Genomic DNA, 26,620 nt, shown 5'->3' with positions numbered 1-26,620 from the left:
CACCACGACCTCCGCACCCCGGAACGACGGTCAGCCGGCCACTCCGACCACGACCGCCTGACCCGGCGTCACCTTGACGTTGAGGTAGCTGTAGGTGACGCCGTGCTCGACCTTGGTCAGCGCGGCCTTCGCGGCGCCGTTCACGGTCAGCGTCGGGTGGCTGCCGACGAACCTGGCCTCCCAGGTGTAGGTCCGGGACGCCGAGCGGTTGGTCAGGGTGGAGCTGGTGGCGCCGTCGTGCCGCAGGCTGACGGTGTCCTTGCCGACCGGGATGTCGTCGACCTGGACCCAGTCCATCCCGGCGGGCAGCCGGGACTGGGTGGTCAGCTTGCGGTTGGCGGCGTCCGGGTCGAGCCCGAGCAGGCCGGAGACGGTCTGGCCGACCAGCGTGAAGGAGACCTCGGGGTAGTCGCCGTTCGGGCCCTGCGAGGCGTTCACGTGCTGGACGTCGCGCTGGTCGTAGACGTACCGCATCCACTTCCAGGCCGCGTCGTTGCGGTTGTTGTTGAAGAAGGTGTCCGGCAGGTAGGTGAACGCCTCGATGTTGGACGGGCCGTCCGGCCCGGCGGCCTGGGCGTCGATGTAGTCCAGGTAGGCGTCGTTCCGCGGACCGGCGTCGATGATCTTCTTCATCGGCATGAACCAGCTGTTCTCCAGGCCCCAGCCCTTGAACGCGGTGCCGTCGAGCGAGTAGGCCCGGACCATGCCGGCGCCCGAACCGGTGCCGCTCCACTCCGCGTTGAAGTACTGCTTGAGCGCCGCCGCCTGCTGCTCCGCCCGGGCGGCCAGGGCGGTGTCGCCCTTCGCCTTGGCCAGGGCGGCCACCGCCAGGTACGCCTGGTACTGGGCCGCGATGCCGTCGCCGGCCTCGGCGAGCTTCTCGTTGCCCTGCTCGTTGTAGCTGGCGGTGCCGGAGAAGATGCCCTTGCCGGTGCCCTCGGCGACCTGCACCGGGCCGTTGCCCTTGGCCGCGTTGTGCAGGTCGACGAACTCCTTGGTGGTGTGCTGGTAGAAGTCCCAGAACACCTGGTCGTCGACGTACGCCGGGTCGCCGCTCCAGCGGTACGCCTGGGCCGCCTTCTCCACCAGCTCGAACGGGGCGGGCACCTCCCGGACGAAGGAGTTGGGGTTGCGGTAGTCGATGCCCAGGTAGGTGCCGGTGTCGAAGTTCTGGGCCCAGACCGGGTAGTACTTGTGCACCTCGGTCGCGGAGGCAGCGAAGGAGTGCAGCATGTTCCGGTTCTCGGCGGTCAGGCCGAGCACCTGGGCGCCGACCACCTGGTGCGCCATGTCCCGGGAGTAGTAGCCGCTGCGGTTGGCGTACCCGGCCCAGTAGGACGCGCCGTAGGTGGCGGTGCCGGTGCCGAAGCGGTTGTTCTCGTCGACGTTCACCGGGCCGGTCGAACCGGGCAGCATCACCCAGCTGTTGGCCTTCCGCTTGGCCCAGTCGAACATCTCGACGACCTTCGGGTCGGAGGAGCTGATCCGGGGGTCGGCCGGGGCCGCCGGGGAGATCATCACGTCGTCCACGTTGAGCCAGCCGTCGCCGGACTCGAAGGCGATCTCCAGCTTGTCGCCCTTGGCCACCGAGACCCGGCTGACGGTGTGCCGGGAGTACTCGTACCGCTCCGGCACGGTGACCGCGCCCGCCTCGACGCCGTTCACCCGCACCACGAAGCGCCCGTTCGGGCCGCCGGTCGCGATCCAGGCCGAGATGTCGTACCGGCCGGCCGTCGGGGCGGTCAGGGTCTGCCCGACCCGGAAGCCGCGGCCGCCGTCCAGGTACGCCAACTTGGCTCCACCGTGCGGGTAGTTGGTGGCGACACCCGCGCCCGAGGGGGTGAACTCCCAGCCCCTGGTGCCCAGCTCGAACCCGGGGTTGAGGACCGTCGGCACCTTGGCGGCGGCAGGGGCGGCACTGGCCACCGCCAGGGTCTGCGGGACGAGCGGTATCAGCAGTGCGAGAGCGGTGAGCAGCGGCAGTCTGGTGCGTCGCATCAGGGTCTCCAGGTCTCTCCGTTGAGGGAGCGCCGACGCTAACAGCGAGCCGGGCGGGCTTTCAATGCACCGGGGCAAGAATTCTCGCCACCCTGCACGATCCCGAAGAAAGTTTTCACCCATCCATTGCAAGCCGACTCCACTCGTTGCTAACGTCCAGCCCGTCAGACCCCCACCCTCGAAAGGCACCACCATGGCCACCCTGGACCGACGCGGACTGCTCAGACTCGGCGGCGCCCTCACGGTCGGCGCCGGGCTCGCCGCGTGCTCCGGCACCGGCACCGGCACCGACGGCGGCGGCGCCGGGGACGCCCGCAAGGGCGAGATCACCGTCTGGAGCTGGCAGGGCCCGGCGGCCCAGCTCAAGGCGCTGCTCCCGGAGTTCAACAAGACGTACCCGGACATCAAGGTCACCGTCCAGGACATCGGCAACCCGGCGATCTGGGACAAGATCACCACCGGGCTGGCGGCCGGCGGCAGCGGCCTGGCCGACGTGCTGCACATCGGGGTGGACTACCTGCCCGGCTACGTGGAGAAGTTCCCGGCCGGCCTGGCCGACCTCGGCCCGCTCGGCGCCACCAAGTACAAGGACGCCTTCGCCCAGGGCCTGTGGCAGACCGTCGCCCCGCAGAGCCGGGTCAACGCCCTGCCGTGGGAGGCCAATTCGGGTGGCTTCTACTACCGGGCCGACCTCTTCGAGAAGGCCGGCGTGGACGTCGAGTCGCTGGGCACCTGGGACGAGGTGATCGAGGCGGGCAAGAAGCTCAAGGCCGCCACCGGCGCGTTCCTGCTCGGCATCGACAAGCCCGCCTCGCAGCCCGACGCGGCCAACTTCTTCCAGCTGCTGCTCCAGCTCCAGGGCAAGTTCTACTTCACCATGGACGGCGCGATCACGCTGGACTCCCCCGAGGCCGTCACCGCGCTCACCCTGATCAAGAAGATGAACGACGCGGGCCTGGTCAGCGACCTGTCCGGCGGCTGGAGCGCGCTGGAGAACTCGATCAAGCAGGGCACCGCCGCGGTGCTGCCCTGGCCGACCTGGTTCGGCGGCATCATCGAGGGCCTGGTCCCGCAGGAGGCCGGCAAGTGGAAGGTCCGGCTCCCCCCGGCCGTCCGCCGCGGCGGCTCCACCGCCGCCACCGTCAACTCCACCCACCTGGCGATCGCCGGCTCCAGCAAGCAGCAGGCCGCCGCCTGGACCTTCATCGAGTACGTGCTCACCAAGCCGTCCTCGCAGGTCTCGATCTACCGGGGCAAGGGCATCGCGCCGGCCCTGATGGCCGCGTACGACGACTCGGTCTTCCACGAGCCCTCGGCGTTCTTCAGCGGCCAGAAGAAGGGCGAGATCTTCCTCGACGCCCTGAAGGCCCCCTCCCCGGCCTTCAACTACTCCGCCGACTACGCCCGCGCGCTCAAGGTGGTCACCGACGCCCAGACCAAGGTGCTGCTCAAGGGCGCCGACCCGGCCGAGGTGCTGAAGCAGGCCGCCGACCAGCTGGCCCAGCAGACCGGGCGCAAGGTCGTGCGATGACCCGTCGCACCATGCCCTACCTGTTCGTGCTCCCGGCGGTGGTGCTGTTCGCCGCTTTCAAGCTCTACCCGATCCTCGCCTCGTTCCGGCTCAGTCTCTTCAAGCAGTCGGGCGGGGTGGAGACCTTCGCCGGTCTCGACAACTACGCCCGGCTGCTGGACGACTCGCTGTTCTGGACCGCGCTCGGCAACAGCGCGGTGATCCTGGCGGTCCAGGTCCCGCTGATGCTGGCCCTGGCAACCGGCCTCGCGGTCGCCTTCAACTCCAGTCTACTGAAGGCCCGTTCGGTGTTCCGGCTGGGCTTCTTCCTGCCGATGGTGACCGGCCTGGTGGCGTACGGGATCGTCTTCTCGGTGCTGCTCAACCAGCAGTACGGGCTGGTCAACTGGCTGGTCGGGACCGACATCCCGTGGCTGACCGACCCGCTGCTGGCCAAGGTCTCCCTCGGTCTGGCGCTCACCTGGCACTACACCGGCTACAACGCGGTGATCCTGCTGGCCCGGCTGCAGACCGTCCCGACCGAGCTGTACGACGCGGCGGCGGTGGACGGCGCCGGGGCCTGGGGCGCGTTCCGGCACGTCACGCTGCCCGGGCTGCGGCCCGCGCTGCTGCTGACCACCGTGCTCTCCACCATCGGCACCCTGCAACTCTTCGACGAGCCCTACGTGCTGACCGGCGGTGGGCCCGACAACGCGACCCTGACGATCGGCATGTACCTCTACCAGAACGCGTTCAAGTACTTCGACTTCGGCTACGCCTCGGCCATCGCCTACGCGCTGGCCCTGCTGATCGGGGCGCTCGGCCTGCTCCAGTTCAAGGTGCTCGGAGGGAAGTCGTGAAGCTCCGCAGCCTCACCCTGACCTGGTCGCTGGCCATCACCCTGGCCGCCGTCCTGGTCCCGTTCTACTGGCTGGTGATCGCCGCCACCCACAGCACCCAGGAGATCTTCCGGACCCCGCCGCCGCTGCTCCCCGGCGGGCACCTGCTGGACAACCTGAACAACCTTCAGGAGAAGGCCGACTTCGGCCGGGTGGTGCTCAACTCGCTCGGCATCGCGACCGTCTACACCCTGCTCGCCGGGACGGTCTGCACCCTGGCCGGCTACGGCTTCGCCAAGTTCCGGTTCCGGGGCCGGGAGCCGCTGTTCGGACTGCTGATGCTCGGGCTGGTGATCCCGGCCCAGGTCACCCTGGTCCCGCTGTTCAAGCTGATGGCCGAGCTCCAATGGCTGGACACCTACCAGGCCGTGCTGCTGCCCAACCTGGCCCTGCCGTTCGGGATCTTCCTGATGCGGCAGTCGATGGCCGCGCTGCCGGACGAACTGCTGGACTCCGGCCGGGTGGACGGCTGCGGGGAACTGCGGCTGTTCCTCCGGGTCGCGCTGCCGCCGATGCGGCCCGCGCTCGCCGCGCTCGCCATCTTCCTCTTCCTGTTCCAGTGGAACGAGTTCATCTGGCCGTTGATCGTGCTCCGTTCCGAATCCTCGCTGACCATCCCGGTCGCGCTCGCCTCCCTCCAGGGCGTCGACGACACCGACTACGGCGCGATCCTGGCCGGTACGGCGATCGCCGCACTGCCGATGGCCGCGCTCTTCCTCGCCCTCCAGCGGCACTTCGTGTCGGGGCTGCTCGCCGGGGCGGTGAAGGAATGAGCGTCGACCAGGAGGCGGTCACCACCGCCGAGCTGGCTCCGGCCACCTTCGAACCGCTGCTCGACCAGGTCTCCATCGCGGCCCCGAACGGCCACTGGTCCAGCACCGAACTCCCTTCCGGCATCCGGCTGGTGGCCGTCGAGGCGGCCGCCGGGCCGGTCGAGGTCCGGCTCACCGTCCCGCTCGGCGACGCCGCCGGGTACTGGCACCCGCAGGGCGGCTGGCGGCGCACGCTGCCCGCCGACTGGGAGGGCCGGGCCAAGGTCTCGCTGGTGGACGCACTCGCCACCGGCTGCCTGTTCGACCACGCGGGCGCCACCCTGCTGACCTTCGCGGCGGCCGACCCGGTGCCCGAGGCCGAGCTCCGGTTCGGCGTCTCGGAGGAGACCGACAGCTACGTGGTGCAGCTCCGGCTGCCGCCCTCCACCGACCCGCACCGCCTGCTCTTCGTGCCCCGATCGACCAGCGTGGCCGAGGCCATGCGGGCACTACGCGGCTGGTACGCCGCCGGGATCGACCCGATGCCGGTGCCCGAGGGCGCCCGTACCCCGGTCTACTCGACCTGGTACGCCTTCAACCAGCAGGTGGACGCCGAAGCGGTCGAGCAGGAGGCCGTCCTGGCCGCCCGGCTCGGCTTCGGCGCACTGATCCTGGACGACGGCTGGCAGCTCGGCGGCCAGGGCCGGGGCTACGCCGGCTGCGGCGACTGGCGCCCCGATCCGGCCAAGTTCCCCGATCTGGCCGCGCACGTCGGCCGGGTCCGCGACGCCGGCCTGCACTACCTGCTCTGGACCGCCCCACTGCTGGTCGGCCCGCACTCCGCGGCCTACCGCAGGTGGGCCCCCACCGTCCCGGCCACCGTGCCGGGGGCGTACGTGCTGGACCCGCGCCTGCCCGAGGTCCGCCGGCACGTGGTCGAGCTCTGCGCCTCCCTGGTGCGGGAGTTCGGGGTGGACGGGCTGAAGCTGGACTTCCTCGACGAGGCGATGGTGCACGCCGGGGACGGCGGCCCGGACGTCGGCCGGGCGATGACGGTGCTGCTCGCCGAACTGCGGGCGGAGCTGGAACCGATCCGGCCCGGACTGCTGCTGGAACTGCGGCAGCCCTACGTCGGGCCCGGCATGGCCCCCTACGGGAACCTGCTGCGCTCCTTCGACTGCCCGGCCGACTCCACCGCCAACCGGGTCCGCACCATCGACACCGCCTTCCTGGCGGTCGGCGGCGCGGTCCACTCCGACATGCTGCTCTGGCCGCCGGAGGCTCCGGCGCACAGCGCGGCCCGGCAGTTGATCGGCGCCCTGCACTCGGTACCGCAGGTCTCCGTCCGGCTGACCCGGCTGTCGGAGGAGCACCGGGCCACCGTGGCGTTCTGGCTCGGGCAGTGGCGCCGGCTGCGCGACACCCTGCTGGACGGCGAGGTCGAACCGGGCCGCCCTGACGAGCTGTACCCCGTGGTGCGGGCCACCGGCGACGGGTTCCAGCTGGTCAGCGTGCACTCCGAACAGGTGGTACCGGTCGTGCTGACCCCCGCTCAGGAACTCGTCCTGGTGAACGGTTCGGCGGCGGACCGGCTGATCCTGGAGGTGGCCGAGCCGGGCGGTTCGGCCGAACTCGCAGTTCACGGCCCCACCGGCCGTATCATCGAACGGAGTCGGCTCACGCTGCCGCCCGGCCTGCACAGCCTGCCGGTGCCACGCTCGGGCCTGGCCACTCTCAGCAGCTTGGAAGGGACGGCATGAAGGTCGGTATCACCGAACTAGCGGCTCGCGCGGGTGTCAGCGAGGCGACCGTCAGCCGGGTGATCAACCGACGGCAGGGGGTCGCCAAGAAGACCCGGGACGCGGTCGAGCAGGCGATGGCCGAACTCGGCTACGAACGCGCCACCCCCGGCCAGTTGGTGGCCGTGGTGACGGAGCACATCTCCAACCCGTTCTTCGCGGACGTGGCCGAACGGATCGAGTCCGCGCTCGCCCCGCACGGGCTCAAGATGGTGCTCTGCCCCGCCTTCCCCGGCGGGGTGCAGGAGCGCGACTTCGTCACCGCGCTGGTCGACCGGGGCGTCGCGGCGGTGGTCTTCCTCTCCGCCAGCAACACCCTGGAGGGCGCCGACACCGAGACGTACGAGCTGCTGCGGGACCGCCGCATCCCGTACGTCGGCGTGAACGGCCAGTTCGAGGACGGCCACCCGGCCCCGGTCTTCTCCACCGACGACGCGCTCGCCGCCGAGCTGGCCGTGGACCACCTCTACCGGCTCGGCCACCGCCGGATCGGGATGGCCTCGGGCCCGGCCGGGAACCACCCGGCGGACCGGCGGGTGGCGGGCTTCATGACCGCGATGACCCGGCGCGGGCTGGCCGACGCCGAGCAGTGGGTGATCCGGCAGTCCTACACCGTCGAGGGCGGGCAGGCGGCGGCCGCCGCCCTGGTCCAGAAGGGCGCCACCGCGATCGTGGCGGCCAGCGACTTCATGGCCCTCGGCGCCATCCGCGGGGTCCGGCGGCAGGGCCGCGCGGTCCCCGAGGACGTCTCGGTGGTCGGCTACGACGGCACGATGATCACCGAGTTCACCGACCCGCCGCTGACCACCGTCCGGCAGCCGGCCGACCGGCTGGCCCTGGAGGTCGGCCGGAGCGTGCTCGCCCTGGTGGCCAACCGGCCCGTCCCGGTGGGCGAGTTGCTGTTCGACCCCGAGCTGGTGATCCGGTCCACCACGGCGGCGGCGCCGAGCTAGTGCCGGGCGCCGGCGCTAGAGCTCAACCGCCAGCGCCGCCAACAGCTCCGCCACACCGACCGGGCCCGCCACCAACAGGTCGGCCCGGTCGGCCAGTTCGGTGACCGGGTGCTCGCCCGTGGTGGCCGAGCTGCACACCAGCACGGCCGGGTGCCCCTCGGCCCGGCGCTGCTCCAGCGCGGCGTACGCGGGCAGGTCCCCGAGGTCGTCCCCGGCGTACAGCACCGGGCCGGGCGGGCGTTCGGCCAGGAACGCGGTCAGCGCCCCGCCCTTGTCCACCCCCGGCGGCCGGAGCTCCAGCACGTACCTGCCCGGCTCCACCAGCAGTCCGTGGGCCGCCGCCAACTGCTCCAGCGGGGCTCGCAGTTGCTCCAGGACGCGCTGTGGGTCCGCGGTCCGACGGGTGTGCACGGCCAGGGCGCGGCCCTTGTCCTCGATCCAGGTGCCGTCCGGGGCCCCCGACTCGGCCAGCAACACCGGTAGTTGCTCCCGTACGGCGGCCACTCCCGGCGGTGGCGGCGGCGCGGTCAGCACCCCCGCCTCCCAGCGCTCGGCGCCGTACTGGCCCAGCACGGTGAACCGCTCCAGCCCCGCGAAGCCGCCGTACTCGACGGCCACCGCGGCCGGACGGCCCGTCACCACCACCACGGCGCCCAGCAGGGGGGCCAGCGCCTCCAGTGCGGCCACCGCGGCGGGGTGGGCCCGGGCCTGGTCCGGATCCGCCACGATCGGGGCCAACGTGCCGTCGAAGTCCAGCGCCACCACGGCGGACCTCGGCTCGGCCAACAACGCGGCCAGCCCGGCCCGGCCGGCGGACGTACTCGGCTCAGGAATACCCATGCCCCGACCATACGGGCTCGAAGCCGCACATTCGGCAGGCGCCCGAGCATCTAGGTCAGGGGCCACGGCGCTGCGCTGTTGGCAGGCGCTCAGCCACTTACGGCCCAGGGGCTCGGGGCTGCGCTTTTGGCAGGGCGTTCGGTTGCACTGTCCAGGGGCTCGGGGAACTGCGAGGAGATCTGGCGTTCGGGTCACAGACGAAAGTGCCTGGCCGCCCCTGAACGGATCACCTGTTCCGAGGCCGGCGTCGCAGTTCCCCGAGCCCCTGACCGTAGATCCGGAGCACCTGCCAAAAAGTCGGCGTCGCCCACGCGGCGGAGCCGCACAACAGCGCCGTAGGCGGCTGAGCGCCCTGCCAGAAGGCCGGCGTGCCACACGTCAGCGCTCCGCGCGTTTTGCGTCGCGGACCCTGCGGAGGCGGTTGACCAGGACCGGGGCGTGGGCGAGGGCCTCCTGGCGATCCAGCAGGCGGTTGAGGATCTGGTAGTAGCGGGTGGCCGAGAGGTCGAGTTCCTCCCGGACGGCGCGTTCCTTGGCGCCGGTGGTGCGCCAGGTGCGGCTCTCCAAGGCGAGCACGGCGAGCTCGCGGTCGGTCAGCTCGGACATGGGCGGGTCACCTCCACTTACGGGGTGTCATTCTGCCCGGTCAGGCCGACACAGTGTGCCGCCCCCGCCGTCGGGGCGGGGGCGTTAGCGTCGGGTGCCATGACCAACAGTTTCGCTCTGAACATCCCCGACGCCGAGCTCGAGCCAGACCCGCTGGACCCGGCGCAGATCGTCTCCGGCTCCCCGGAGGTCTCCGGCAAGGTGGTCTGGGAGTCGCCGGACGGCCGCCGGATCCGCGGCATCTGGCAGATCACCCCGGGCGTGGTGACCGACACCGAGGCCGACGAGATCTTCGTGGTGATCAGCGGCCGGGCCACCATCGCGTTCGAGAACGGCAGCGTGCTGGAGGTCGGCCCGGGCGACCTGGCCGTGCTGGCCGAGGGCGACCGGACCACCTGGACGGTGCACGAGACCCTCCGCAAGGCGTACGCGATCGACCTCGGCGCCGACGGCTAGACCTACTTGCGCGCCTCGGCGGCGGCTTCGGCGGCGAAGCCCTGGAGCTTGGAGAGCGTCTCGGCCCCGCCGTCCTTTACCGCGCCGCCGATCTCCTTCTTCAGCTGCTCGCTGACCTTCCCCCAGGACGGCTCGGCGTACGGGTAGAAGTGGGCGTCCGGCAGGGCGTCCAGGAAGGGCTTGAGGTCGGCGTGCGCGGCGTCGGCGGTCATGTCGACGCGGGCGTCCTGGGTGACCGGCAGCATGTTGTAGGTCTCGTAGAACTTCATGGTGTTCTCCTTCTGGTAGGCGAAGGAGAGGAACTTCTTGATCTCGGCGCGGTGCCCGTTGGCCTTGAAGGCCATCATCCAGTCGGCCACCGCGAAGCTGGCCGCCTTGGACTGCGGGTCCTTGCGCGGGATCGCCGCCAGGCCGTAGTCGATCTTCCCGGTGACCGCCTTCTGGACCAGCGCGGGGTGGCCGTTGAGCATCGCGACCTTGCCCGCCGCGAAGTCCGCGAAGGCGGTCTTGCGGTTCACCGTGCCGGGGTCGGCGTAGGTCAGGCCGTCCTTGACCAGGTTGGTGCGCAGCCACTCGAAGGTGGCCCGGTTCTGCGTGCTGTCGATGCTGTAGTTGCCCGCGTCGTCGGCCAGTCCGCCGCCGCCGCTCATCGTCCACATCAGCGACTCGGCCTGCGCCTCCTCGGGGCCGAGCGGCAGTCCGTACGGGACCACGCCTGGCACCTTCTGCTTGATCAGCTTGGCGTCCTTGCGCAACTCCTCCCAGCTGGCGGGGGGTTGGCTGATGCCGGCCTTCTCGAAGATCGCCTTGTTGTAGAAGAAGGCGCGCGAGGAGGCGATGAACGGGATGCCGTACTGGCTGCCCAGTACCTGGCCGGCCTTGGCGAACGCGTCGATCGTGTTGACCTGGGCGTCGATGGTGAGCACCTCGCTCACCGGGTACAGCCGGCCGGCCGCGACCTGGTCGGCGTAGCCGCCGGTCTGCAGCATGTCCGGGATCCGGCCGCTCTTCAGCAGTTCGCCGACCCGCTTGTCGATGTCGTCCCAGATCACCACTTCGAGGTCGACCTTGATGCCGGAGTTGGCCTGCTCGAACCGCTTGACCAGGTCGTTCCAGTACAGGCTGGAGGTGTTCGCCGGGCTGTCGCCGTAGTCGGCCACCACCAGGCGCAGGGTGACGTCACCGCCGGAGCCGAGCACGTTCGAACCGCAGCCGCTGAGCAGCAGCGCGGTGGAGGCGGCGAGCGCCGTCAAGGGCAGGACGGGCTTCCGGGTAGCGCTGAACAACGGGGGACCACCTTCGGGGGGAGGAGGAGCGTCGGCCACCCTCTCAGCGCCGGGTACTACTGGTCCAGACCTCTGGCCGGGGTAGTTACCCAATCTCCGCCGCCGTTGCGCTCCTTGCAACGACAGGCGCCGTTCAGACCGCGATCACCCGGACTCCGGCCTCCGTGAAGGCGGCGGTCAACTCCGGGCCGATCCCGGTGTCGGTGACCAGCGCCGAGACCTGGTCGAGCCCGCAGATCCGGGCGAAGGCGCGGTGCCCGAGCTTGGAGGAGTCGGCCGCCACCACCACCCGGCGGGCCCGGTCGGCGAGCAGCCGGTTGACGCTCGCCTCGCCCTCGTTGTGCGCGGTCGCACCGTGCTCGGCGTCGAACGCGTCCACGCCCAACACCGTGATGTCGAGCGTGAGTTCGTTCAGCACCAGGGAGGCCAGCGGCCCGATCAGCTCGTACGACTGCGGCCGGGCCACGCCGCCGGTCAGCACGATCTTCACCTGCGGACGGACCGTCAACTCGTTGGCGATGTTGACCGCGTTGGTGACGATGGTGACGCCGGGGCCGGCCCCCTCGGGCTCCGGGCGGACCGCCAGCGCGCGGGCCACCTCGGTGGTGGTGGTGCCGCCGTTCAGGCCCACCACCTCACCGGGGGCGACGAGTTCGGCCACCGCGGCGCCGATCCGCTGTTTGGCGTCGGCATTGCGGGCGGTCTTGTAGCGCAGCGGCAGATCGTACGAGACATTGTGAGCAACCGCCCCGCCACGGGTCCTGGTGACCATCTGCTGGCGGGCCAGTTGGTCCAGGTCGCGCCGGATGGTCGCGGCCGACACGTTCAGCGCCTCGGCGGCCTCCTCGACCTCCAACTTGCCGTGCTCGTTGAGCAGTTCCAGCAGCGCGTTCCACCGCTCGTACCTGGACACGCAGATGCCGTCCCTTCCAGTCCCGGAGCCGCCGTACGACGGCGGGGTCAGCTTCCCACAGTTCCATCAAGCGAACCGCTCTTGCGCAATGATGCTCGAAACCTCTATAAATCAAACAGCTTCACGCATTCTACTCCGGAGCCCTTCCGAAGGAGCCCGTATGCCCTTCTCCTCACTGACCGCCGAGGAACTCGCCACCCAGCCCGCGAACTGGCGGCAGGCCGCCGCCCTCGCGCCCGCCGCGGCGCCCGTCCTGCCGCAGCGCGGCGAGCGGGTCGCGGTGGTCGGCTGCGGCACCTCCTGGTTCATGGCCCAGTCCTACGCCGCGCTGCGCGAGGGCGGCGGGCACGGCGAGACGGACGCGCTGGCCGCCTCCGAGTTCCCGGCCGGCCGCCGCTACGACCGGGTGCTGGCGATCACCCGCTCGGGCACCACCACCGAGGTGCTCGAACTGCTGGAGCGGCTCAAGACGCCCAGCACGGTGCTCACCGGCACCCCGGGCAGCCCGGTGTTCGAGGTCGCCGAACAGACCGTGCTGCTGGACTTCGCCGACGAGCGCTCGGTGGTGCAGACCCGGTTCGCCACCACCGCACTCGCCCTGCTGCGCGCCCACCTGGAGCTGGAGGGCGCCCTGCCGCCCGGCACCGGGCGGATCGCCGAGGCCGCCGTGGACGCCGAGGCGGCGGTCGCCTGGGCGGTCCCGGCCGAGCTGGTCGCGGCCGAGCAGGTCACCTTCCTCGGCCGGGGCTGGACCTACGGGCTGGCCCAGGAGGCCGGGCTGAAGATGCGCGAGGCGGCCGGAGCCTGGACCGAGTCCTACCCGGCGATGGAGTACCGGCACGGCCCGATCGCGATCGCCGCGCCCGGCCGCGCGGTCTGGGCCTTCGGCGAGCTTCCCGAGGGGCTGGCCGAGCAGGTCGCGGCGACCGGCGCGGTGCTGGTGCACGAGCCCGGCGGCGACCCGCTGGCCGACCTGGTCCGGGCCCAGAAACTCGCCGTCGCCACCGCCGAGGCCCGCGGTCTCGACCCGGACCGGCCGCGCGCACTGACCCGTTCGATCATCCTCACCTGACCGCCGTCTCCCGTTCGGGATTAGGTAAAGCAGATTGCCTATCGCCACCCAAACACCCTTAAGCCATCCTTAAAGGCGACAAACCTCACCTCGCTGGACCAGACCAATCGCGCAACTGGACTAGACCTCTCCGACTTGGTCAAGGGAAACTGTCCCCCGTGAAGCACGTCATCGCACTCGATGTAGGCGGAACCGGCATGAAGGCCGCGTTGCTCGCCCAGGACGGCTCCGTGCTGTTCGAGGCACGCCGACCGACCGGGCGGGAGCACGGCACCGATGCCGTCGTCGCCACCATCCTCGACTTCGCCGCCGAACTGGCGGCCGAGGGGCTCGCCCGCTTCGGCAGCGGCCCCCTCGCCGCCGGCGTCGCCGTGCCGGGGACGATCGACGAGAAGAACGGGATCGCGGTCTTCTCCGCCAACCTCGGCTGGCGGGACCTCCCGATGCGCAAGCTGCTCGGCGAGCGCCTCGGCGGCCTGCCGGTCGCCCTCGGCCACGACGTCCGCTCCGGCGGGCTGGCCGAGGGGCGGATCGGTGCCGGGGCGGGCGTGGACCGCTTCCTCTTCATCGCGCTCGGCACCGGCATCGCCGGGGCCATCGGCATCGGTGGGTCGATCGAGGCGGGCGCGCACGGCTACGGCGGCGAGATCGGCCACGTGGTGGTCCGCCCCGGCGGCCCGCTGTGCGGCTGCGGTGCCCGCGGCTGCCTGGAGACGCTGGCCTCGGCCTCCGCGGTCTCCCGGGCCTGGGCCGAGGCGAGCGGTGACCCGGACGCCGACGCGGCGGCCTGCGCCACCGCCGTCGACGCCGGGGACGAACGCGCCCTGGCCGTCTGGCGGAACGCCGTCGAGGCACTCGCCGACGGGATCGTGCTGGCCCAGAGCCTGCTCGACCCGTCGACGGTGATCATCGGCGGTGGGCTGGCCGAAGCCGGTGACACGCTCTTCACACCATTGCGCGCAGCGGTGTCCGAGCGGCTGACCTTCCAGATGCCCCCGAAGGTCGTACCCGCCATGCTCAGAGACACCGCCGCATCCCTGGGCGCGGGCCTGCTCGCCTGGGATCTGCTCTCCATGGAGGTGACCGCGTGACCGCGGACCGAACTGCACTGGCCGGCGCCCGACTGGTCCTGCCGGGTGGTGTCGTCGAGAACGGCCGGCTGGCCGTCGAGGGTTCGCGGATCGCGGGCCTCGGCGGCGAGACGGAGCCTGGTGACGTCGACCTGACCGGTTACACCGTCGTCCCCGGCTTCGTGGACCTCCATGTGCACGGTGGTGGCGGCGGCAGCTACGCCTCCGGCATCGCCGAGGAGGCCCTCACCGTCGCCCGGACCCACCTGGCGCACGGCACCACCACCACGATCGCCTCCACCGTCACCGGGGAGATCGACGAGCTCTGCCACCAGGCGGCCGTCCTCTCCGAGCTGGTCGAGGACGGCGTGCTGGCGGGCGTCCACTTCGAGGGCCCGTTCATCTCGCACAACCGGTGCGGCGCGCACCGCCCGGACCTGCTCCGCGACCCGGACCCGGCGCTGGTGCGCAAGCTGGTGGACGCCGCTCGCGGCACCGCCAAGATGTTCACCCTGGCACCGGAGCTGACGGGTGGTCTGGAGTCGGTCCGGATGCTCGCCGAGCTCGGGGTGATCGCGGCCGTCGGGCACACCGACTCCGACTACGCGAAGACCCTGGAGGCCGTCGAGGCCGGGGCCACCGTGGCCACCCACCTGTTCAACGCGATGCCGGGCATCCAGCACCGCGCGCCCGGCCCGATCGTCGCCCTGCTGGAGGACGAGCGGGTCACCGTCGAGCTGATCAACGACGGCGTGCACCTGCACCCGTCGGTGCTCGACCTCGCCTACGGCACCGCGGGTGCCGAGCGGGTCGCGCTGATCACCGACGCGATGGGCGCGGCCGGGATGGGCGACGGGCTCTACCCGCTCGGCCCGCTCCAGGTCCGGGTCGAGAACGGCATCGCCAGGCTGGTCGAGGGCGGCTCCATCGCTGGCTCCACCCTGACCCTGGACGTCGCCTTCAAGCGCTCCGTCACCGTCAACGGCCTCTCGCTCAACCAGGCCGTCACCTCGCTGTCCACCGTGCCGGCCAGGCTGCTCGGCCTGTCCGACTCGATCGGTTCCCTGGAGGTCGGCAAGAACGCCGACCTCGTCGTGCTCGACTCCGAGACCCACGATCTCGTCGCGGTGATGCGCCGCGGCGAGTGGATCGTCGGCGCGGACCGTCTCGCCAAGGCCCACGCGGCCTGACACCCCGTCCCACCGGGGAGGTGAGCAGCGGTTCTGCGTCCCGCTGCCCACCTCTCCCTGGGGGACACCCATGCCCGTTGCCCGTACCGCCGACCTGCTCGCCTCCGCCGTCGCGGCCGGCCGCGGCCTGCCCGCCTTCAACGTGATCACCCTGGAGCACGCCGAGGCGATCGTCTCCGGGGCCGAACTCACCGGCAGCCCGGTGGTGCTGCAGGTCAGTCAGAACGCCGTCGCCTACCACGGCGGCCGGCTGCTCCCGCTGGCCCGGGCCTGCACCGAACTCGCGGCCGCCGCCAAGGTGCCGGTCTCGCTGCACCTCGACCACGTCGAGGACTTCGACCTGCTGCGGGCCAGTGCCGCCGCCGGGTTCAGCTCGGCGATGTACGACGCCTCCGCGCTGCCGCACGACGAGAACGTCAAGCGCACCGCCGAGGCCGCCGACTGGGCGCACCGGCACGGCCTGCACCTGGAGGCCGAGCTCGGCCGGGTCGGCGGCAAGGACGGCGAGCCGCCGCTCTCCCCGCACGCCCCCGGCGCCCGGACCGACCCGGCCGAGGCGGCCCGCTACGTCGCGGAGACCGGGGTGGACGCGCTCGCGGTGGCGGTCGGCAGCTCCCACGCGATGACCACCCGGACGGCCCTGCTCGACCACGAGCTGATCCGCCGTCTGGCCGAGGCGGTGCCCGTCCCGCTGGTGCTGCACGGCAGCTCCGGGGTGGCCGACGAGGAACTGTCGGCCGGGATCGCGGCCGGGCTGGTCAAGGTCAACATCGGCACCGCGCTCAACACCGCGTTCACCCCGGTGGTCCGCCAACGCCTCGCCGAGGAGCCGGGCCTCACCGACCCGCGCACGTACCTCGCCCCGGCCCGGTCCGCGATGGCCGAAACGGTCGCCCGCCTCTCCCACGTGGTCGGCCGGGCCCACCGCGCCGCACTCTAGGCAGGCGCCCGGGCAGCTACGGTCAGGGGCTCGGGGAACTGCGAGGAGATCTGGCGCTCGGCTCACTGCGAAAGTCCCTGACCACCCACGCGGCGATCACCTCGAACGAGGCCGGCGTCGCAGTTCCCCGAGCCCCTGATGGTGCACCCCACGTGCCGAAAGGTCGGCGGAGCCGGGGGTCAACTCGGGTACTCGTTGACGGTCATCGGGGTGAGGGCGACCTGGTCGACCAGGATGCTGTTGCTGCTCCCGGCCGGGATGCTCACCGTCACGGTGTTCGTCCCGGCCTGCAGCTCCGGCCATATGTTGGTGCTGTACCAGGCCTGGGCCGGGTCCACCCCGGCGCCGGAGTAGTTCTTCACGGTGATGCCGCCGTCCCGGTCCTTGCCGTTGACCGCGACCGCCGCGTTGAAGTTCTGGCCGGTGTTGTTGAAGTGCAGCCAGAACTTGTACGCGCCCGCGCTCGGGGCCGTGAACGTCCAGGTCACCGAGGAGCCCGCGGTCAGCGTCAGGTAGCTGCCGTCCGCCGACTTGGCGCCCTTCACGCTGTTGCCCGAGGGGGCGTTCTGGCCCTTCAGTGCGCTCGCGTCCGCGACCGGCCTGCCGTCCGGGGTGGCGCTCGCGGAGGGCGAGGCGGACGCAGAGGACGCGGTCGAGGGCTTGACCGGGGCGCTGCTGCCGCCGGCGGCCTTGTCGTCCTTCTTACCGCCGTCGCCCATCGAGAGGGCCACCCCGGCGCCGATCGCGATCGCGGCGACCACCGCGACGGCGCCGATCACCACGCCCTTGCTGCGCCCGGCCGGCTGCTGCTCGCCCGGCTGCGGGCGGGAGTGCTCGGCGTACCGGGGCGCCGACGGCTGCGGGATCTGGGCGGTGACCTGCCGCGTTGGGCCCGGGAGGGTCGGCGGCTGCGCGGGCTGCTGGCCGTACTGCGCGCGGCCGACCTCGACCGGGCGGGAGTAGGAGGAGTCGCGGGGCCTGCTGGCCACTTCCTCGCCGTCCGCCGGACGGTAGAGGTACGCGAACGGGTCTTCCTTCGCCGCGTCCTCGGGCGCTCCGTTACTGCCGGCCGTCGTCACGGTGGTCAACTCCCCATCGCAGCACTCCGTACGGCGGCCGAACGCCGTACGGGCAGATGAACGCTCGTACCAGGCGAACCCTACCTGCCGAGCGCGACGGGGCGGAAAGTCGGTTCGCGGCCCACGCAATCAGGAGGACCGGTGGAGAAGCCGTACGGAGAGGTTCACCCCGCGCGCCGGTGCGAACGCTCGCCCCGCGCGCCCCGGGCCGGGCCGCCGCGGGCCCGCTTCTCGTCGTACATCCGCTCGTCGGCCACGTGCAGCACCTCCTCGATGCTCATCCCGCAGCCCGCCCAGCCGATGCCGAGACTGACCCCGACCCGGGTGGTCCGGTTGTCGATCCGCATCGGCGGGATGATCGCGTTGCGCAGCCGTCCGGCCAGGTCCTTGGCCTCCTCGCGGCCGATCCCGTCGGCCAGCACCACGAACTCGTCACCGCCGAGCCGGGCCACCGTGTCACCCTCGCGGACCACCTGCTGGAGCCGTCTGGCCACCTCGATCAGCACCCCGTCGCCGGCCTTGTGGCCGAATCGGTCGTTGATCGACTTGAAACCGTCCAGATCGCAGAAGATCACCGCGAGCCCCTTCTCGGCCATGCCCGGCCTGATCGAACCGCCCCACAGCTCGCTCCCGCCCGGCAGCTCGGCCGGGATCACCGCGTGCACGTGGTCGGCCGGCACCTCGGTGCACTCCCGGGGGCGGCCGAACTGCTCCCGGTCGGGATAGGGCGACCGGCCGAAGCCGTCAGGGGTCCCGTAGCCGTGCGGCAGCGCGATCTGGCCCCCCTGGCCGTCGAAGGCGCCGTGCGCCCCGTACGAGGCCGCCTGACCGGCGTACGCGGGCTCTGTGTCGTGCCGCTCCTGCTCCGGGTGCACGGCGGGTGCGCCGGGCGCCTGGGCGCACAGCCGGCGGCCGAGCCGGGTGCGCAGCTCGGCGCTGTTCGGCAGCCCGGTGAGGGCGTCGTGGCTGGCCCGGTGGGCAAGCTGGAACTCGTGCCGCTTGCGTTCCTCGATGTCCTCGACGTGGGTGAGCAGGAAGCTCGGGCCCTCGGCCGCGTCGGCCACCACCGAGTTGCGCAGGCAGACCCACTGGTAGCCGCCGTCCCGGCGGGACAGCCGCAGCTCGGCCCGGCCGCCCTCGGCGCTGGTCCGGTTCAGCAGCTCCAGGTCGTCGGGGTGCACCAGGTCGGCGAACCGCTGCTGCCGCAGGGTGGCCCGCGGGCGGCCCAGCAGCCGGCAGAGGGCGTCGTTGACCCGGGTCAGCTGGCCGGTGCCGGCCCCGTGCAGCTCGGTGATGGCCATCCCGCTGGGGGCGTACTCGAACGCCTGCCGGAAACTCTCCTCGCTGGCCCGGAGCGCCTGCTGCTCCTTCTCCAGCCGGGCCAGCGCCCGCTGCATCTCCGCGCGTAGCCGGGCGTTCCCGATGGCGATCGACGCCTGGAGCGAGAACATCTCCAGCGCCTCCCTGGTCCACGCGCCGGGCCGCTTGCCGCTGCGCGGGCGGTCCACCGACAGCACCCCGAGCAGGTCTCCGCCGGCGCTGTACATCGGGGCCAGCAGCACGTCGGCCGGGTGCCAGTCGTTGGTGTACACCGGCAGCGGGCCGTCCCCGGTCCAGCTCGGGATGTCGGTGCCGATCGCCCAGCCACGGTCGTACGGCAGGAAGCGCAGCGTGCCCCAGTGGTCGCTGACGCTCAGCATCCGCTCCCAGGACTCCCGCGAGCCGACCTGGCCGAGCAGCACCGCGGGGCCGCCGAAGGCGCTCTCCTCGAGCTCCCAGACCGCCGCCACCACCAGGTCGCCGTCCGGCCGCACCAGGCTGACCGCCGCGGCGTCGAAGCCGAGCCCGTGCACGGCACCCTCGACCACGGCCTGCAAGGTCCCGGCCAGGCTGCGGGCAGCGTTGAGGTCCGCCACGACCCGGTGCAAGGTGCGGAGGGTCGCGAGGCGGACATAGGGCTCCGACTCGGCTTCCATGCGGGGGCTCCCCGGCTGCTTCGGATAGTTCTTGATGGTTATCGTCCGATTGCCAGAAGAACTGAATCACAGGGAGCACAACGTTCGGCACGCTCGGTCAACAATAGGTCACCACTTGTGACCCAAATCACACAATGCACATGACCGAAACCGCAGCTCACCCGCCATGGAGATGACATCTCCGGACAATCACGACCATTGGCGGTTCCGGTCGTCCACGGCCCGGGCCGCCAGGGTCGCCGCCGGTTCAGCCTTCCGGCCCAGCAGTCCTACGACCACGGCCCGATGCCGCCCGCCCGGCCGGACGACTACCGTGCGGTACGTGCAGACGTCCCCGCAGTCCTCCACCACCAGCCCGGCCGCCACTCCCGAGGAGTTCCGCGCGGCCCTCGGCCAGCTCGCCTCCGGCGTCGCGCTGGTCACCGTCCACGACCCCGAGGACGAGGAGGACGCCGGCATGACGGCGACCTCGTTCCTCTCGGTCTCGCTGGAGCCGCCGCTGGTGCTGGTCTCGGTCCGCGAGGACTCCCGGATGGACGAGGTGCTGACCCGGTCCGAGCTCTGGGCCGTCTCGCTGCTCGGCGAGAACCACCAGGCGGTGGCCTCCCGGTTCGCCATGAAGGGGCGGCTGAGCGACCGGCTGCTGTTCGCCGACACCGCGCACCACCGGGGCGCGCACACCGGGGCGCCGCTGATCGACGGGGCGCTCGCCACGGTCGAGTGCCGCACCGTCCAACGCATCCCGGCCGGCGACCACGTCCTGCTCCTCGGCCACGTCCTCGCCGCCACCGTCACCGCCCCCGGCGCGGCTCCCCTGCTCTACCACCGCGGCGGCTACCGCCACCTCGCCTGATCCTCGGGCACACGCTTCGGAAGTCAGGGGCTCGGGGAACCGCGACGGTTCGTGGCCGGCGGGCATCACGGCGAACGTGCCTGCCCCGCACGGACGGATCACCTTGGCAGGGTCGGCGTCGCAGTTCCCCGAGCCCCTGGGCGGTGCCTGGCCGAGCAGGTGCCCCGAGCTCCTGACTCCGTAGCGGGCCGAGCACCTGCCAAAAGTCGAGCTAGTCCGAGGCAGGCCGGCTGCGGCCCTGCTTGAGGTCGGAGCGGTGCCGCTTGTTGGAGAGACGGCGTTCGATCATGCCGCGGGTGGGCTTGGTCTTGCGGCGGGTCTTGGGCGGCGGGGCGGTGGCCTCGCCGAGCAGGGCGGCGAGCCGGGCCGCGGCCACCTCGCGGTTGCGCCACTGGGACCGGTGCTCGGAGGCCCGGACCACCAGGATCCGGCCGTCCACCAGGCGGGTGGCGAGCCGTTCGAGGGCACGGTCCTTCCAGACCTGCGGCAGCGCGGTCGAGGCCGCCAGGTCGTAGCGGAGCTCGACCTGGGTGTCGGAGGTGTTGACGTGCTGGCCACCGGGGCCGGAGGAACGGGAGAAGCGCCAGACGAGCTCGGCGTCGGGGACGACCACCGATCCCCGGACGCGGATGGGCTCGGGCATGCGTCCATCATCTCCCGCCGCTGCGGCGCGGTCACCAGGTTTACGCCTGGGAGGATGGGCGGTGTGATCGAGCTCGGCTACGCCCTCTCCAACCGTTTCCCCGACCCTCCGCAGACGGACTACCGGACCGCACCGGTCCGCAGCCTGCGGCACGACCTGTTCTGCGGCGACGTCTACCTGGATGCGGACGGCGCGGAGTTGTCCACAGGCTGGGGATGGGTGCCGGTGCTGGACTTCGCCTGGGCGCTCTGCGACACCGTCGAGCACCTCGACCAGGACCGGCGCGGCAGCCGCTCCGCCACGGTGCAGACGTACGACCTGGACTTCACCCAGAACACCGAGCTGCTCCGGTTCGCCCGCCGGTTCGGTCTGGTCGAGATCAGCGCGACCTGGCTGCCGGACGAGCCGATCGCGGTGGTCCGGCACGCCGATCTGCGGCGGGAGGCCCGGGACTTCCTCCAGGACGTCCTGGCCGACCTGTTCGACCTGCACGAAGGACTGGCCGACAACCCGAACATCTGGACGGTCCAGGGGAGGTTTCCCCGGGTCTGAGCCCCCTCCGGGGTCCCGGCATGAGAAATTGGCGGCCGCGGCAGGAACCACCGGCCCCGCCGCTCGCGTTCTTCCGACAAAAGCGACGAAGGGACACCACACCATGCCAGTGAGCCTCTCCAAGGGCGGCAACGTCTCGCTCACCAAGGAGGCCCCCGGCCTCACCGCGGTCAACGTGGGCCTCGGGTGGGACGTACGCACCACCACCGGTGCCGAGTTCGACCTGGACGCCAGCGCCATCGTGCTGAACGCGGAGGGCAAGGTGCTGACCAACGAGCACTTCGTCTTCTTCAACAACACCAGCGCTCCCGGCGGCACCGTGGTGCACACCGGCGACAACCGGTCCGGTGAGGGTGCCGGCGACGACGAGGTCATCAAGGTCAACCTGGCCGGCCTGCCGGCCGAGGCGGCCCGGATCACCTTCCCGGTGTCGATCTACGACGCCACCACCCGCGGCCAGAGCTTCGGCCAGGTCCGGAACGCCTACATCCGGGTGCTGAACCAGGCCGGCGAGGCGGAGATCGCCCGCTACGACCTCTCCGAGGACGCGGCCACCGAGACCGCCATGATCTTCGGCGAGCTGTACCGCAACGGCGCCGAGTGGAAGTTCCGCGCCATCGGCCAGGGCTACGCCTCCGGCCTGGCGGGGATCGCCCAGGACTTCGGCGTCAGCATCTGACGATCCGGCACGACCGAGGGGCGCGGGGATCACTCCCCGCGCCCCTCGGTCGTGCCCGGGTCAGCCCAGCTCGGCCCGGAGCTGGGCGACCTGGATGATCTCGGTGTCGTCGTGCGGGGTCAGGTCGACCACCTCGGGCCTGGCGTGCTGCTCGTCCGGCTCCGGAGCGGCCACCGGCTGCTCGGCGGGCTGCTGCCGGGCGGCGTAGCGGGCGCTCTCGGCGAGCGCCTCGTCGCCGAGCACGTCGGCCAGGTCGCCCTGGGCGCCCAGCTCGGTCACGCTGCCCACGGCGGGCGCCGGGGCGGCCGCCCGGACGGCGGCGGCACCGGCCGCACCGCTGCGGCCGAAGAAGCTGAAGTTCGGCACCCGGGAGGCGGGCCTGGCCCGCTGCCGGACCGCGACCACGGACTCGGCCGAGGCCCCCGGCGCGGACAGCACCGGACGCTCCGGCGCGGCACCGAGCTGACGGACCGTCGGGACGGTCTCCGGCAGCGCGGCCGGGCGGAGCACCACGGCGGCCCGCTGGTCGCTCTCCCGCCGGGCCTCGGCCCGGTCGGCCTCCTGCTCCAGCTGCCGCAGGACGGACGCCGCGCGGACGTAGGCGGCCGGGGAGGCGGGGTACTTGGGCCGGGCGGCGGCCAGCGCCCGCTGGTGCGCCTCGGCCTCCTTGAGGGCCTGCTCGGCCACGCTCACGGCCCGCTCCCGGAGCAGCCGGGCGATCTCGGTCTCGGCCTTGGCCAACCGGGACTTCTCCGCCGTCAGCCGGCGGCCGAACCGGGTGGCCCGCTCCTCGGCCACCTCGGCGGCGTACTCGGCCTCGGCGAGCTGCTCCTCGAAGCGCTCCTCGGACCGCTTCCGGCGGGTGGCGGCCAGCTCGGCGGCCACCCGGGCGGTGCGGTCGCGCTGGCGCAGCACCACGCCGACCCCGACCGCGGCGAGCACCGCCGCGATCCCGACCGAACGCACCACGAGGGTGTCCGGACTGGCCGCGAGTGCACCGAGGGCGGCGACGACGAGTACGCCGATGGCGATCGGCGGCACAGAGCGGCCGAGGAGGGAGGAGTGCCGGTGGCGTCCGCGAGACATGCCAAAGAAACTAGCGTGCGAATTGGGGCGCTGTCAGCCTGGGTTCGTTTTCCGCTCTTGACAGTCCGTCACGGCCACCGCCGGTGACCGCTTCCCGACGCCCCGTCAGCGCGGCGAGGGGGCCGGGCCGGTCGGCCCCTCGTGGTCCTCCGGGAGCCGGCAGACGTGCTGCAGCCAGAGCGCGGCGGCGACCACCGCGGCCCCGGCCAGCACGGCGAAGCCGGCGGTGATCGCCTGCGAGGAGCGGGCCGGGTTGTCCAGCTGGCTCAGCAGGTGGATGCCGGTGCCCGCGTACACGCCGGTCATCAGCGCCGAGACCAGGGCACTGGCCTGGGCCAGCACCACCGCCCGGGCGGCGCCCAGCGGGTCCACGCCCTTGGCCCCGGGCTGCCGCTCGCGGACCGCCTTGAGCCGGGACCGGAGCGAGATCGCGGTGGCCAGCAGGACGACCGCGACGGCCGCGAGCACGATCGGGGCGGCCGCGGGCACGCCGGGCAGGTGGCCCAGCGAGTCCCACAGCCGGGCACCGGCCCAGGCGAGCGCCGTCGCCACGGCGGCGATGGCGAGCAGCAGGCGGAGGCGGAGCGGCTTCACGGAGGTCCTTCCCGGCGGGTGAACGGGCGGTGCGAGATCCTGACGGCTGGTCAGCCCACCGTACCGGCGCTCACCCGGTCGGACGGCCGACCGGATCGGGAAGTTCCTGGACCCGCCGGCGATCGGCGGATCTCACTCGGGCAGCCGGAGCTGGATGTCCTCCCGGCGCCGGACGCTCTGACCGGGCAGGTCGGCGATCTCCTTGAGCAGGTCGGCCACCCGACCCAGGCCCGGCAGCTCGCCGTCCGGGTCGGCGTCCTGCCACGGGGCGAGCACGAAGGCCCGCTCGTGCGCCCGGGGGTGCGGCAGCAGCAGCTCCGGCTCGTCGCTGGTGACGCCCTCGTACGCCAGGATGTCGACGTCCAGGGTGCGCGGGCCCCACCGGACGGTGCGGACCCGGCCGAAGGCGTCCTCGACCGCGTTGGCGCGCTCCAGCAGGGAGTGCGGCGGCAGCGTGGTGCGCAGCACCACGACGGCGTTGAAGTAGGTGGGCTGCTCGTCCGGGCCGCCCAGCGCCTCGGTCTCGAACACCGCGGAGACGGCGGTGATCCGCACCCCGGGGGTGTCCTCCAACGCGTCCACCGCGCCCTGCAGGGTCTCCAGGCGGTTGCCCAGGTTGCTGCCGAGGGCGACTACCGCGCTGCGCGGGTTGTGCAGGGTCGAGTCGGCGGTGTCCACCCGGCGTTCCAGGTCGAACGTGGTCGGCGAGGCGGTCGGGTCGCTGGTGCTCATCAAGATCCCTCTGCGGCTTCGGGGGCGGGACGGGGCACGGACGTCACGCGCGGCCCCGGTGGATGGTGATCGTGACGTCGTCGAACGGGACGGTGATCGGGGCGTCCGGCTTGTGCACGGTGACCTCGACCTCCTCGACGGCGGCGTGCTTCAGGCACTGGTCGGCGATCCGCTGGGCCAGCGTCTCGATCAGGTCGACCGGCTCGCCGGAGATGATCGCGGTGACCTCCTCGGCCACCACGCCGTAGTGCGCGGTACGGGTCAGGTCGTCGCCGGAGGCCGCCGGGCGGGTGTCCAGGTACAGCACCAGGTCGACCACGAAGGTCTGGCCCTCGATCCGCTCGCGCTCGAAGACGCCGTGGTGACCCCGGGCGCGGAGGCCCCGCAGTGTGACGCGGTCCAGCAACTCACTTCTCCCCTGTGAACAGGCCCCGCGCAGGGCGGGGCACCGGGCCTCGTCGCCCGCGACCTTCGAATCTACCTGCGGGCGACGACGAACCCCGACCGTCCTACCCGGCACCGCGCGGCGCCACGCGCGCCGGAACGGCCATTGACGTGAACATCCGGTGCACGTCGCGACAACACTTCCGGCCACGGCCGGATTCCCCGCCGCCCTGGTCGGGCGTCAGTCCTCTTCCTCGTCGTCACCGCTGGTCAGCACGGGTGAACCGTGGTGCGACCAGAGCTTCCAGCCGGTCGGGGTCCGGCGGAACAGATTGGTGGAGACCACCTTCCCACCCACCAGCGGGCCGAGCTCACCGTCCTCCTCGGCCTCCCCGCCGGACAGAATGTTCTCGGTACAGGTGACCAGGGCCACATCGCCCTGCACTTCGCACTCCACATCGGTCAGGAAGAACTGGATGTACTCCGTGTTCATCATGATCAACATGTACGAACGGGTCACCTGGGCCCGGCCGCGCAGCACCGGCCAGCCGGGGTGCACGCAGACCGCCCCGGTCTTGTCGTCCGCCTCACCGGGGCCCAGCCAGGCGGCCTCGACGCCCTCCAGGTCCCCGTTCTCCAGCGCCTCGTAGAGCGCCTGGTTGGCTGCCAGGACGGCATCGCGGTCCAACGCCGCCGCCGTCGCCCGGTCATCGGTCGACCTGCCGTCACCCGCCATGCTTCCTCCGCAGTGCCAAGCCAGCATCCCCTCCGGGGCCCATCTCACCGCCCCCTTCGTGCCGCCCGTTCCCAGGCCGCCACCACTCGTACGGCGTCGGCGGTGCCGGCCACGTCGTGCACCCGGACCGCCCACGCACCCGCCCTGGCCGACAGCACCGAGACGGCCGCGGTGGCGTCGTCCCGCTCCCTGGCCGGGCGCGGCTCCCCGGTTCCCGGGTTGGCGAGCAGCGTACCCAGGAACCGCTTGCGCGAAGCGGCCACCAGGACGGGCCGCCCGAGCGCGGTCAGCTCGGCCAGCCGGCCGAGCAGGGCCCAGTTGTGCTCCTCGGTCTTGGCGAAGCCCAGACCCGGATCGAGCACCAGCTGATCCTCCCTCACCCCCGCCGCGGTCAACGCCGCCATCCGGTCCTTCAGCTCGGCCACCACATCGGTCACCACGTCCTGATAGACCGCCAGCCTGTCCATGTCCGCGGACTGCCCGCGCCAGTGCATCACCACGAACGGCGCCCCGGTGGCCGCCACCACCGCCGCCATCCCCGGATCGGCCAGCCCGCCCGACACGTCGTTCACCAACCGGGCCCCGACCGCCACCGCCTGCTCGGCCACCGCCGCCCGCATGGTGTCCACCGACACCACCACCCCCGCCGCCGCAAGCTCCCGGACCACCGGGATCACCCGCCGCAGCTCCTCCTGCTCCGTCACCCGCCGCGCCCCCGGCCGGGTCGACTCCCCACCCACGTCGACCAGGTCGGCACCCCGCTCCGTCAACGCCAGCCCGTGCGCCACGGCTGCCGCCGGGTCCAGCCACAACCCCCCGTCCGAGAACGAGTCGGGGGTCACGTTGACCACCCCCATCACAGCGCAGCGATCAAGACGCGGAAGCCCGGGCAGGTTGCTCATCCGGCCATTATGTGCGGCTCCGCCGCGCGGGCGCCGCCGACCCTTTTGGCAGGTGCTTCAGCTCTACGGTCAGGGGCTCGGGGAACTGCGACGCCGGCCTCGTTCAAGGTGATCGCCGCG

27 protein-coding genes are annotated in these 26,620 nt (G+C 72.1%); 13 read left to right on the top strand and 14 right to left on the bottom strand.

Annotated elements, in window-relative coordinates; all coding sequences use genetic code 11:
• Positions 1 to 30: 30 nt before the first annotated feature.
• The gene (locus ACIRPK_RS13090) at positions 31 to 1,998 is read right to left on the bottom strand and encodes a hypothetical protein (RefSeq protein WP_403037094.1); all 1,968 of its coding nucleotides are present in this window, start codon (positions 1,996 to 1,998) and stop codon (positions 31 to 33) included.
• Positions 1,999 to 2,191: 193 nt separating this feature from the next.
• Between ACIRPK_RS13090 and ACIRPK_RS13085 the strand changes: the two genes are divergently transcribed.
• From ACIRPK_RS13085 to ACIRPK_RS13065, 5 genes are read left to right on the top strand one after another with little or no spacing between them, the layout of a single operon-like run.
• Entirely contained in the window at positions 2,192 to 3,529 is a 1,338-nt protein-coding gene (locus ACIRPK_RS13085) for an ABC transporter substrate-binding protein (protein WP_403037091.1), read from the top strand.
• On the top strand, positions 3,526 to 4,368 hold the full coding sequence (locus ACIRPK_RS13080) for a carbohydrate ABC transporter permease (protein WP_403037088.1): 843 nt from the start codon (positions 3,526 to 3,528) through the stop codon (positions 4,366 to 4,368). Before ACIRPK_RS13085 ends, ACIRPK_RS13080 begins: the two co-directional genes overlap by 4 nt.
• Complete coding sequence (locus tag ACIRPK_RS13075; RefSeq protein WP_403037085.1) at positions 4,365 to 5,180, top strand: carbohydrate ABC transporter permease; 816 nt, start codon at positions 4,365 to 4,367, stop codon at positions 5,178 to 5,180. Before ACIRPK_RS13080 ends, ACIRPK_RS13075 begins: the two co-directional genes overlap by 4 nt.
• Entirely contained in the window at positions 5,177 to 6,919 is a 1,743-nt protein-coding gene (locus tag ACIRPK_RS13070) for a glycoside hydrolase family 36 protein (RefSeq protein WP_403037082.1), read from the top strand. Before ACIRPK_RS13075 ends, ACIRPK_RS13070 begins: the two co-directional genes overlap by 4 nt.
• Positions 6,916 to 7,911, top strand: a complete 996-nt coding sequence (locus tag ACIRPK_RS13065) for a LacI family DNA-binding transcriptional regulator (protein WP_403037079.1) — start codon at positions 6,916 to 6,918, stop codon at positions 7,909 to 7,911. The genes ACIRPK_RS13070 and ACIRPK_RS13065 overlap by 4 nt, the downstream gene beginning before the upstream one ends.
• A gap of 15 nt (positions 7,912 to 7,926) precedes the next feature.
• On the opposite strand, the gene otsB is transcribed toward ACIRPK_RS13065, so the two are convergent.
• Both otsB and ACIRPK_RS13055 read right to left on the bottom strand, forming a co-directional pair.
• Positions 7,927 to 8,751 carry a trehalose-phosphatase gene (gene otsB, locus ACIRPK_RS13060; protein WP_403037076.1) on the bottom strand — a complete coding sequence of 275 codons (825 nt, stop codon included), beginning with the start codon at positions 8,749 to 8,751 and terminating at the stop codon, positions 7,927 to 7,929.
• Positions 8,752 to 9,129: 378 nt separating this feature from the next.
• A complete protein-coding gene (locus ACIRPK_RS13055; protein WP_403037073.1) occupies positions 9,130 to 9,357 on the bottom strand; it encodes a DUF3263 domain-containing protein in 228 nt (75 codons plus the stop codon).
• A 99-nt stretch (positions 9,358 to 9,456) separates the two neighbouring features.
• Between ACIRPK_RS13055 and ACIRPK_RS13050 the strand changes: the two genes are divergently transcribed.
• A complete protein-coding gene (locus ACIRPK_RS13050; RefSeq protein ID WP_403037070.1) occupies positions 9,457 to 9,813 on the top strand; it encodes a cupin domain-containing protein in 357 nt (118 codons plus the stop codon).
• Positions 9,814 to 9,815: 2 nt separating this feature from the next.
• Here the strand turns inward: ACIRPK_RS13050 and ACIRPK_RS13045 are convergent, their stop codons facing one another.
• Positions 9,816 to 11,099: an extracellular solute-binding protein gene (locus ACIRPK_RS13045; protein WP_403037067.1), complete on the bottom strand. Its 1,284-nt coding sequence runs from the start codon at positions 11,097 to 11,099 to the stop codon at positions 9,816 to 9,818.
• Between the two features lie 133 nt (positions 11,100 to 11,232).
• On the bottom strand, positions 11,233 to 12,012 hold the full coding sequence (locus tag ACIRPK_RS13040) for a DeoR/GlpR family DNA-binding transcription regulator (protein ID WP_403037064.1): 780 nt from the start codon (positions 12,010 to 12,012) through the stop codon (positions 11,233 to 11,235).
• 160 nt (positions 12,013 to 12,172) lie between these two features.
• Between ACIRPK_RS13040 and ACIRPK_RS13035 the strand changes: the two genes are divergently transcribed.
• The 4 genes from ACIRPK_RS13035 to ACIRPK_RS13020 all read left to right on the top strand — a co-directional run bounded on the left by ACIRPK_RS13035 (position 12,173) and on the right by ACIRPK_RS13020 (position 16,284).
• Positions 12,173 to 13,084, top strand: coding sequence for an SIS domain-containing protein (locus ACIRPK_RS13035; protein ID WP_403037062.1), 912 nt, complete (start codon positions 12,173 to 12,175; stop codon positions 13,082 to 13,084).
• 158 nt (positions 13,085 to 13,242) lie between these two features.
• Positions 13,243 to 14,175 carry an ROK family protein gene (locus ACIRPK_RS13030; RefSeq protein ID WP_403037059.1) on the top strand — a complete coding sequence of 311 codons (933 nt, stop codon included), beginning with the start codon at positions 13,243 to 13,245 and terminating at the stop codon, positions 14,173 to 14,175.
• Positions 14,172 to 15,344, top strand: coding sequence for an N-acetylglucosamine-6-phosphate deacetylase (gene nagA / locus ACIRPK_RS13025; RefSeq protein ID WP_403037057.1), 1,173 nt, complete (start codon positions 14,172 to 14,174; stop codon positions 15,342 to 15,344). The genes ACIRPK_RS13030 and nagA overlap by 4 nt, the downstream gene beginning before the upstream one ends.
• 70 nt (positions 15,345 to 15,414) lie before the next feature.
• Positions 15,415 to 16,284: a ketose-bisphosphate aldolase gene (locus tag ACIRPK_RS13020; RefSeq protein WP_403037054.1), complete on the top strand. Its 870-nt coding sequence runs from the start codon at positions 15,415 to 15,417 to the stop codon at positions 16,282 to 16,284.
• 179 nt (positions 16,285 to 16,463) lie between these two features.
• Here ACIRPK_RS13020 and ACIRPK_RS13015 read toward each other — a convergent pair whose 3' ends face one another.
• Both ACIRPK_RS13015 and ACIRPK_RS13010 read right to left on the bottom strand, forming a co-directional pair.
• Entirely contained in the window at positions 16,464 to 17,372 is a 909-nt protein-coding gene (locus tag ACIRPK_RS13015; RefSeq protein WP_403037051.1) for a hypothetical protein, read from the bottom strand.
• Positions 17,373 to 17,527: 155 nt separating this feature from the next.
• A complete protein-coding gene (locus ACIRPK_RS13010) occupies positions 17,528 to 19,339 on the bottom strand; it encodes a diguanylate cyclase domain-containing protein (protein WP_403037048.1) in 1,812 nt (603 codons plus the stop codon).
• A 322-nt stretch (positions 19,340 to 19,661) separates the two neighbouring features.
• Here ACIRPK_RS13010 and ACIRPK_RS13005 point away from each other — a divergent pair, with 322 nt between their 5' ends.
• Positions 19,662 to 20,192, top strand: a complete 531-nt coding sequence (locus ACIRPK_RS13005) for a flavin reductase family protein (protein ID WP_403037045.1) — start codon at positions 19,662 to 19,664, stop codon at positions 20,190 to 20,192.
• 211 nt (positions 20,193 to 20,403) lie between these two features.
• Here the strand turns inward: ACIRPK_RS13005 and arfB are convergent, their stop codons facing one another.
• Positions 20,404 to 20,835 (bottom strand): alternative ribosome rescue aminoacyl-tRNA hydrolase ArfB, encoded by a 432-nt coding sequence (arfB, locus tag ACIRPK_RS13000; RefSeq protein ID WP_403037044.1) that lies wholly within the window; start codon positions 20,833 to 20,835, stop codon positions 20,404 to 20,406.
• Positions 20,836 to 20,898: 63 nt separating this feature from the next.
• Between arfB and ACIRPK_RS12995 the strand changes: the two genes are divergently transcribed.
• Both ACIRPK_RS12995 and ACIRPK_RS12990 read left to right on the top strand, forming a co-directional pair.
• Complete coding sequence (locus ACIRPK_RS12995; RefSeq protein ID WP_403037042.1) at positions 20,899 to 21,387, top strand: hypothetical protein; 489 nt, start codon at positions 20,899 to 20,901, stop codon at positions 21,385 to 21,387.
• A gap of 103 nt (positions 21,388 to 21,490) precedes the next feature.
• Complete coding sequence (locus tag ACIRPK_RS12990; protein ID WP_403037040.1) at positions 21,491 to 22,066, top strand: TerD family protein; 576 nt, start codon at positions 21,491 to 21,493, stop codon at positions 22,064 to 22,066.
• 60 nt (positions 22,067 to 22,126) lie between these two features.
• Here the strand turns inward: ACIRPK_RS12990 and ACIRPK_RS12985 are convergent, their stop codons facing one another.
• From ACIRPK_RS12985 to folP, 6 genes are all read right to left on the bottom strand, one after another.
• Positions 22,127 to 23,152: a hypothetical protein gene (locus ACIRPK_RS12985; RefSeq protein ID WP_403037038.1), complete on the bottom strand. Its 1,026-nt coding sequence runs from the start codon at positions 23,150 to 23,152 to the stop codon at positions 22,127 to 22,129.
• Between the two features lie 105 nt (positions 23,153 to 23,257).
• On the bottom strand, positions 23,258 to 23,746 hold the full coding sequence (locus ACIRPK_RS12980; protein ID WP_403037035.1) for a DUF3180 domain-containing protein: 489 nt from the start codon (positions 23,744 to 23,746) through the stop codon (positions 23,258 to 23,260).
• A 132-nt stretch (positions 23,747 to 23,878) separates the two neighbouring features.
• Positions 23,879 to 24,478, bottom strand: a complete 600-nt coding sequence (folK, locus tag ACIRPK_RS12975; protein ID WP_403037032.1) for a 2-amino-4-hydroxy-6-hydroxymethyldihydropteridine diphosphokinase — start codon at positions 24,476 to 24,478, stop codon at positions 23,879 to 23,881.
• 43 nt (positions 24,479 to 24,521) lie between these two features.
• A complete protein-coding gene (gene folB, locus ACIRPK_RS12970) occupies positions 24,522 to 24,881 on the bottom strand; it encodes a dihydroneopterin aldolase (RefSeq protein WP_403037416.1) in 360 nt (119 codons plus the stop codon).
• A 222-nt stretch (positions 24,882 to 25,103) separates the two neighbouring features.
• A complete protein-coding gene (locus ACIRPK_RS12965) occupies positions 25,104 to 25,598 on the bottom strand; it encodes a nuclear transport factor 2 family protein (RefSeq protein ID WP_403037029.1) in 495 nt (164 codons plus the stop codon).
• 44 nt (positions 25,599 to 25,642) lie between these two features.
• Positions 25,643 to 26,500, bottom strand: coding sequence for a dihydropteroate synthase (gene folP, locus ACIRPK_RS12960; RefSeq protein ID WP_403037027.1), 858 nt, complete (start codon positions 26,498 to 26,500; stop codon positions 25,643 to 25,645).
• Positions 26,501 to 26,620 lie beyond the last annotated feature (120 nt).

Origin of the sequence: Kitasatospora sp. NPDC101801, from assembly GCF_044766665.1 — a bacterium.
Classification (GTDB): domain Bacteria; phylum Actinomycetota; class Actinomycetes; order Streptomycetales; family Streptomycetaceae; genus Kitasatospora.
The sequence above is the reverse complement of the archived record's forward strand: the minus strand, read 5'-3'. Positions and strand labels throughout refer to the sequence as shown.

Excerpts from the sequence above, each read along its gene's own strand:
- ACIRPK_RS13090 (WP_403037094.1), bottom strand. The coding sequence starts at position 1,998 with ATGCGACGCACCAGACTGCCGCTGCTCACCGCTCTCGCACTGCTGATA.
- ACIRPK_RS13085 (WP_403037091.1), top strand. The coding sequence starts at position 2,192 with ATGGCCACCCTGGACCGACGCGGACTGCTCAGACTCGGCGGCGCCCTC.
- ACIRPK_RS13080 (WP_403037088.1), top strand. The coding sequence starts at position 3,526 with ATGACCCGTCGCACCATGCCCTACCTGTTCGTGCTCCCGGCGGTGGTG.
- ACIRPK_RS13070 (WP_403037082.1), top strand. The coding sequence starts at position 5,177 with ATGAGCGTCGACCAGGAGGCGGTCACCACCGCCGAGCTGGCTCCGGCC.
- ACIRPK_RS13065 (WP_403037079.1), top strand. The coding sequence starts at position 6,916 with ATGAAGGTCGGTATCACCGAACTAGCGGCTCGCGCGGGTGTCAGCGAG.
- otsB (WP_403037076.1), bottom strand. The coding sequence starts at position 8,751 with ATGGGTATTCCTGAGCCGAGTACGTCCGCCGGCCGGGCCGGGCTGGCC.
- ACIRPK_RS13055 (WP_403037073.1), bottom strand. The coding sequence starts at position 9,357 with ATGTCCGAGCTGACCGACCGCGAGCTCGCCGTGCTCGCCTTGGAGAGC.
- ACIRPK_RS13050 (WP_403037070.1), top strand. The coding sequence starts at position 9,457 with ATGACCAACAGTTTCGCTCTGAACATCCCCGACGCCGAGCTCGAGCCA.
- ACIRPK_RS13035 (WP_403037062.1), top strand. The coding sequence starts at position 12,173 with ATGCCCTTCTCCTCACTGACCGCCGAGGAACTCGCCACCCAGCCCGCG.
- ACIRPK_RS13020 (WP_403037054.1), top strand. The coding sequence starts at position 15,415 with ATGCCCGTTGCCCGTACCGCCGACCTGCTCGCCTCCGCCGTCGCGGCC.
- ACIRPK_RS13010 (WP_403037048.1), bottom strand. The coding sequence starts at position 19,339 with ATGGAAGCCGAGTCGGAGCCCTATGTCCGCCTCGCGACCCTCCGCACC.
- arfB (WP_403037044.1), bottom strand. The coding sequence starts at position 20,835 with ATGCCCGAGCCCATCCGCGTCCGGGGATCGGTGGTCGTCCCCGACGCC.
- ACIRPK_RS12990 (WP_403037040.1), top strand. The coding sequence starts at position 21,491 with ATGCCAGTGAGCCTCTCCAAGGGCGGCAACGTCTCGCTCACCAAGGAG.
- ACIRPK_RS12985 (WP_403037038.1), bottom strand. The coding sequence starts at position 23,152 with ATGTCTCGCGGACGCCACCGGCACTCCTCCCTCCTCGGCCGCTCTGTG.
- folK (WP_403037032.1), bottom strand. The coding sequence starts at position 24,478 with ATGAGCACCAGCGACCCGACCGCCTCGCCGACCACGTTCGACCTGGAA.
- ACIRPK_RS12965 (WP_403037029.1), bottom strand. The coding sequence starts at position 25,598 with ATGGCGGGTGACGGCAGGTCGACCGATGACCGGGCGACGGCGGCGGCG.
- folP (WP_403037027.1), bottom strand. The coding sequence starts at position 26,500 with ATGAGCAACCTGCCCGGGCTTCCGCGTCTTGATCGCTGCGCTGTGATG.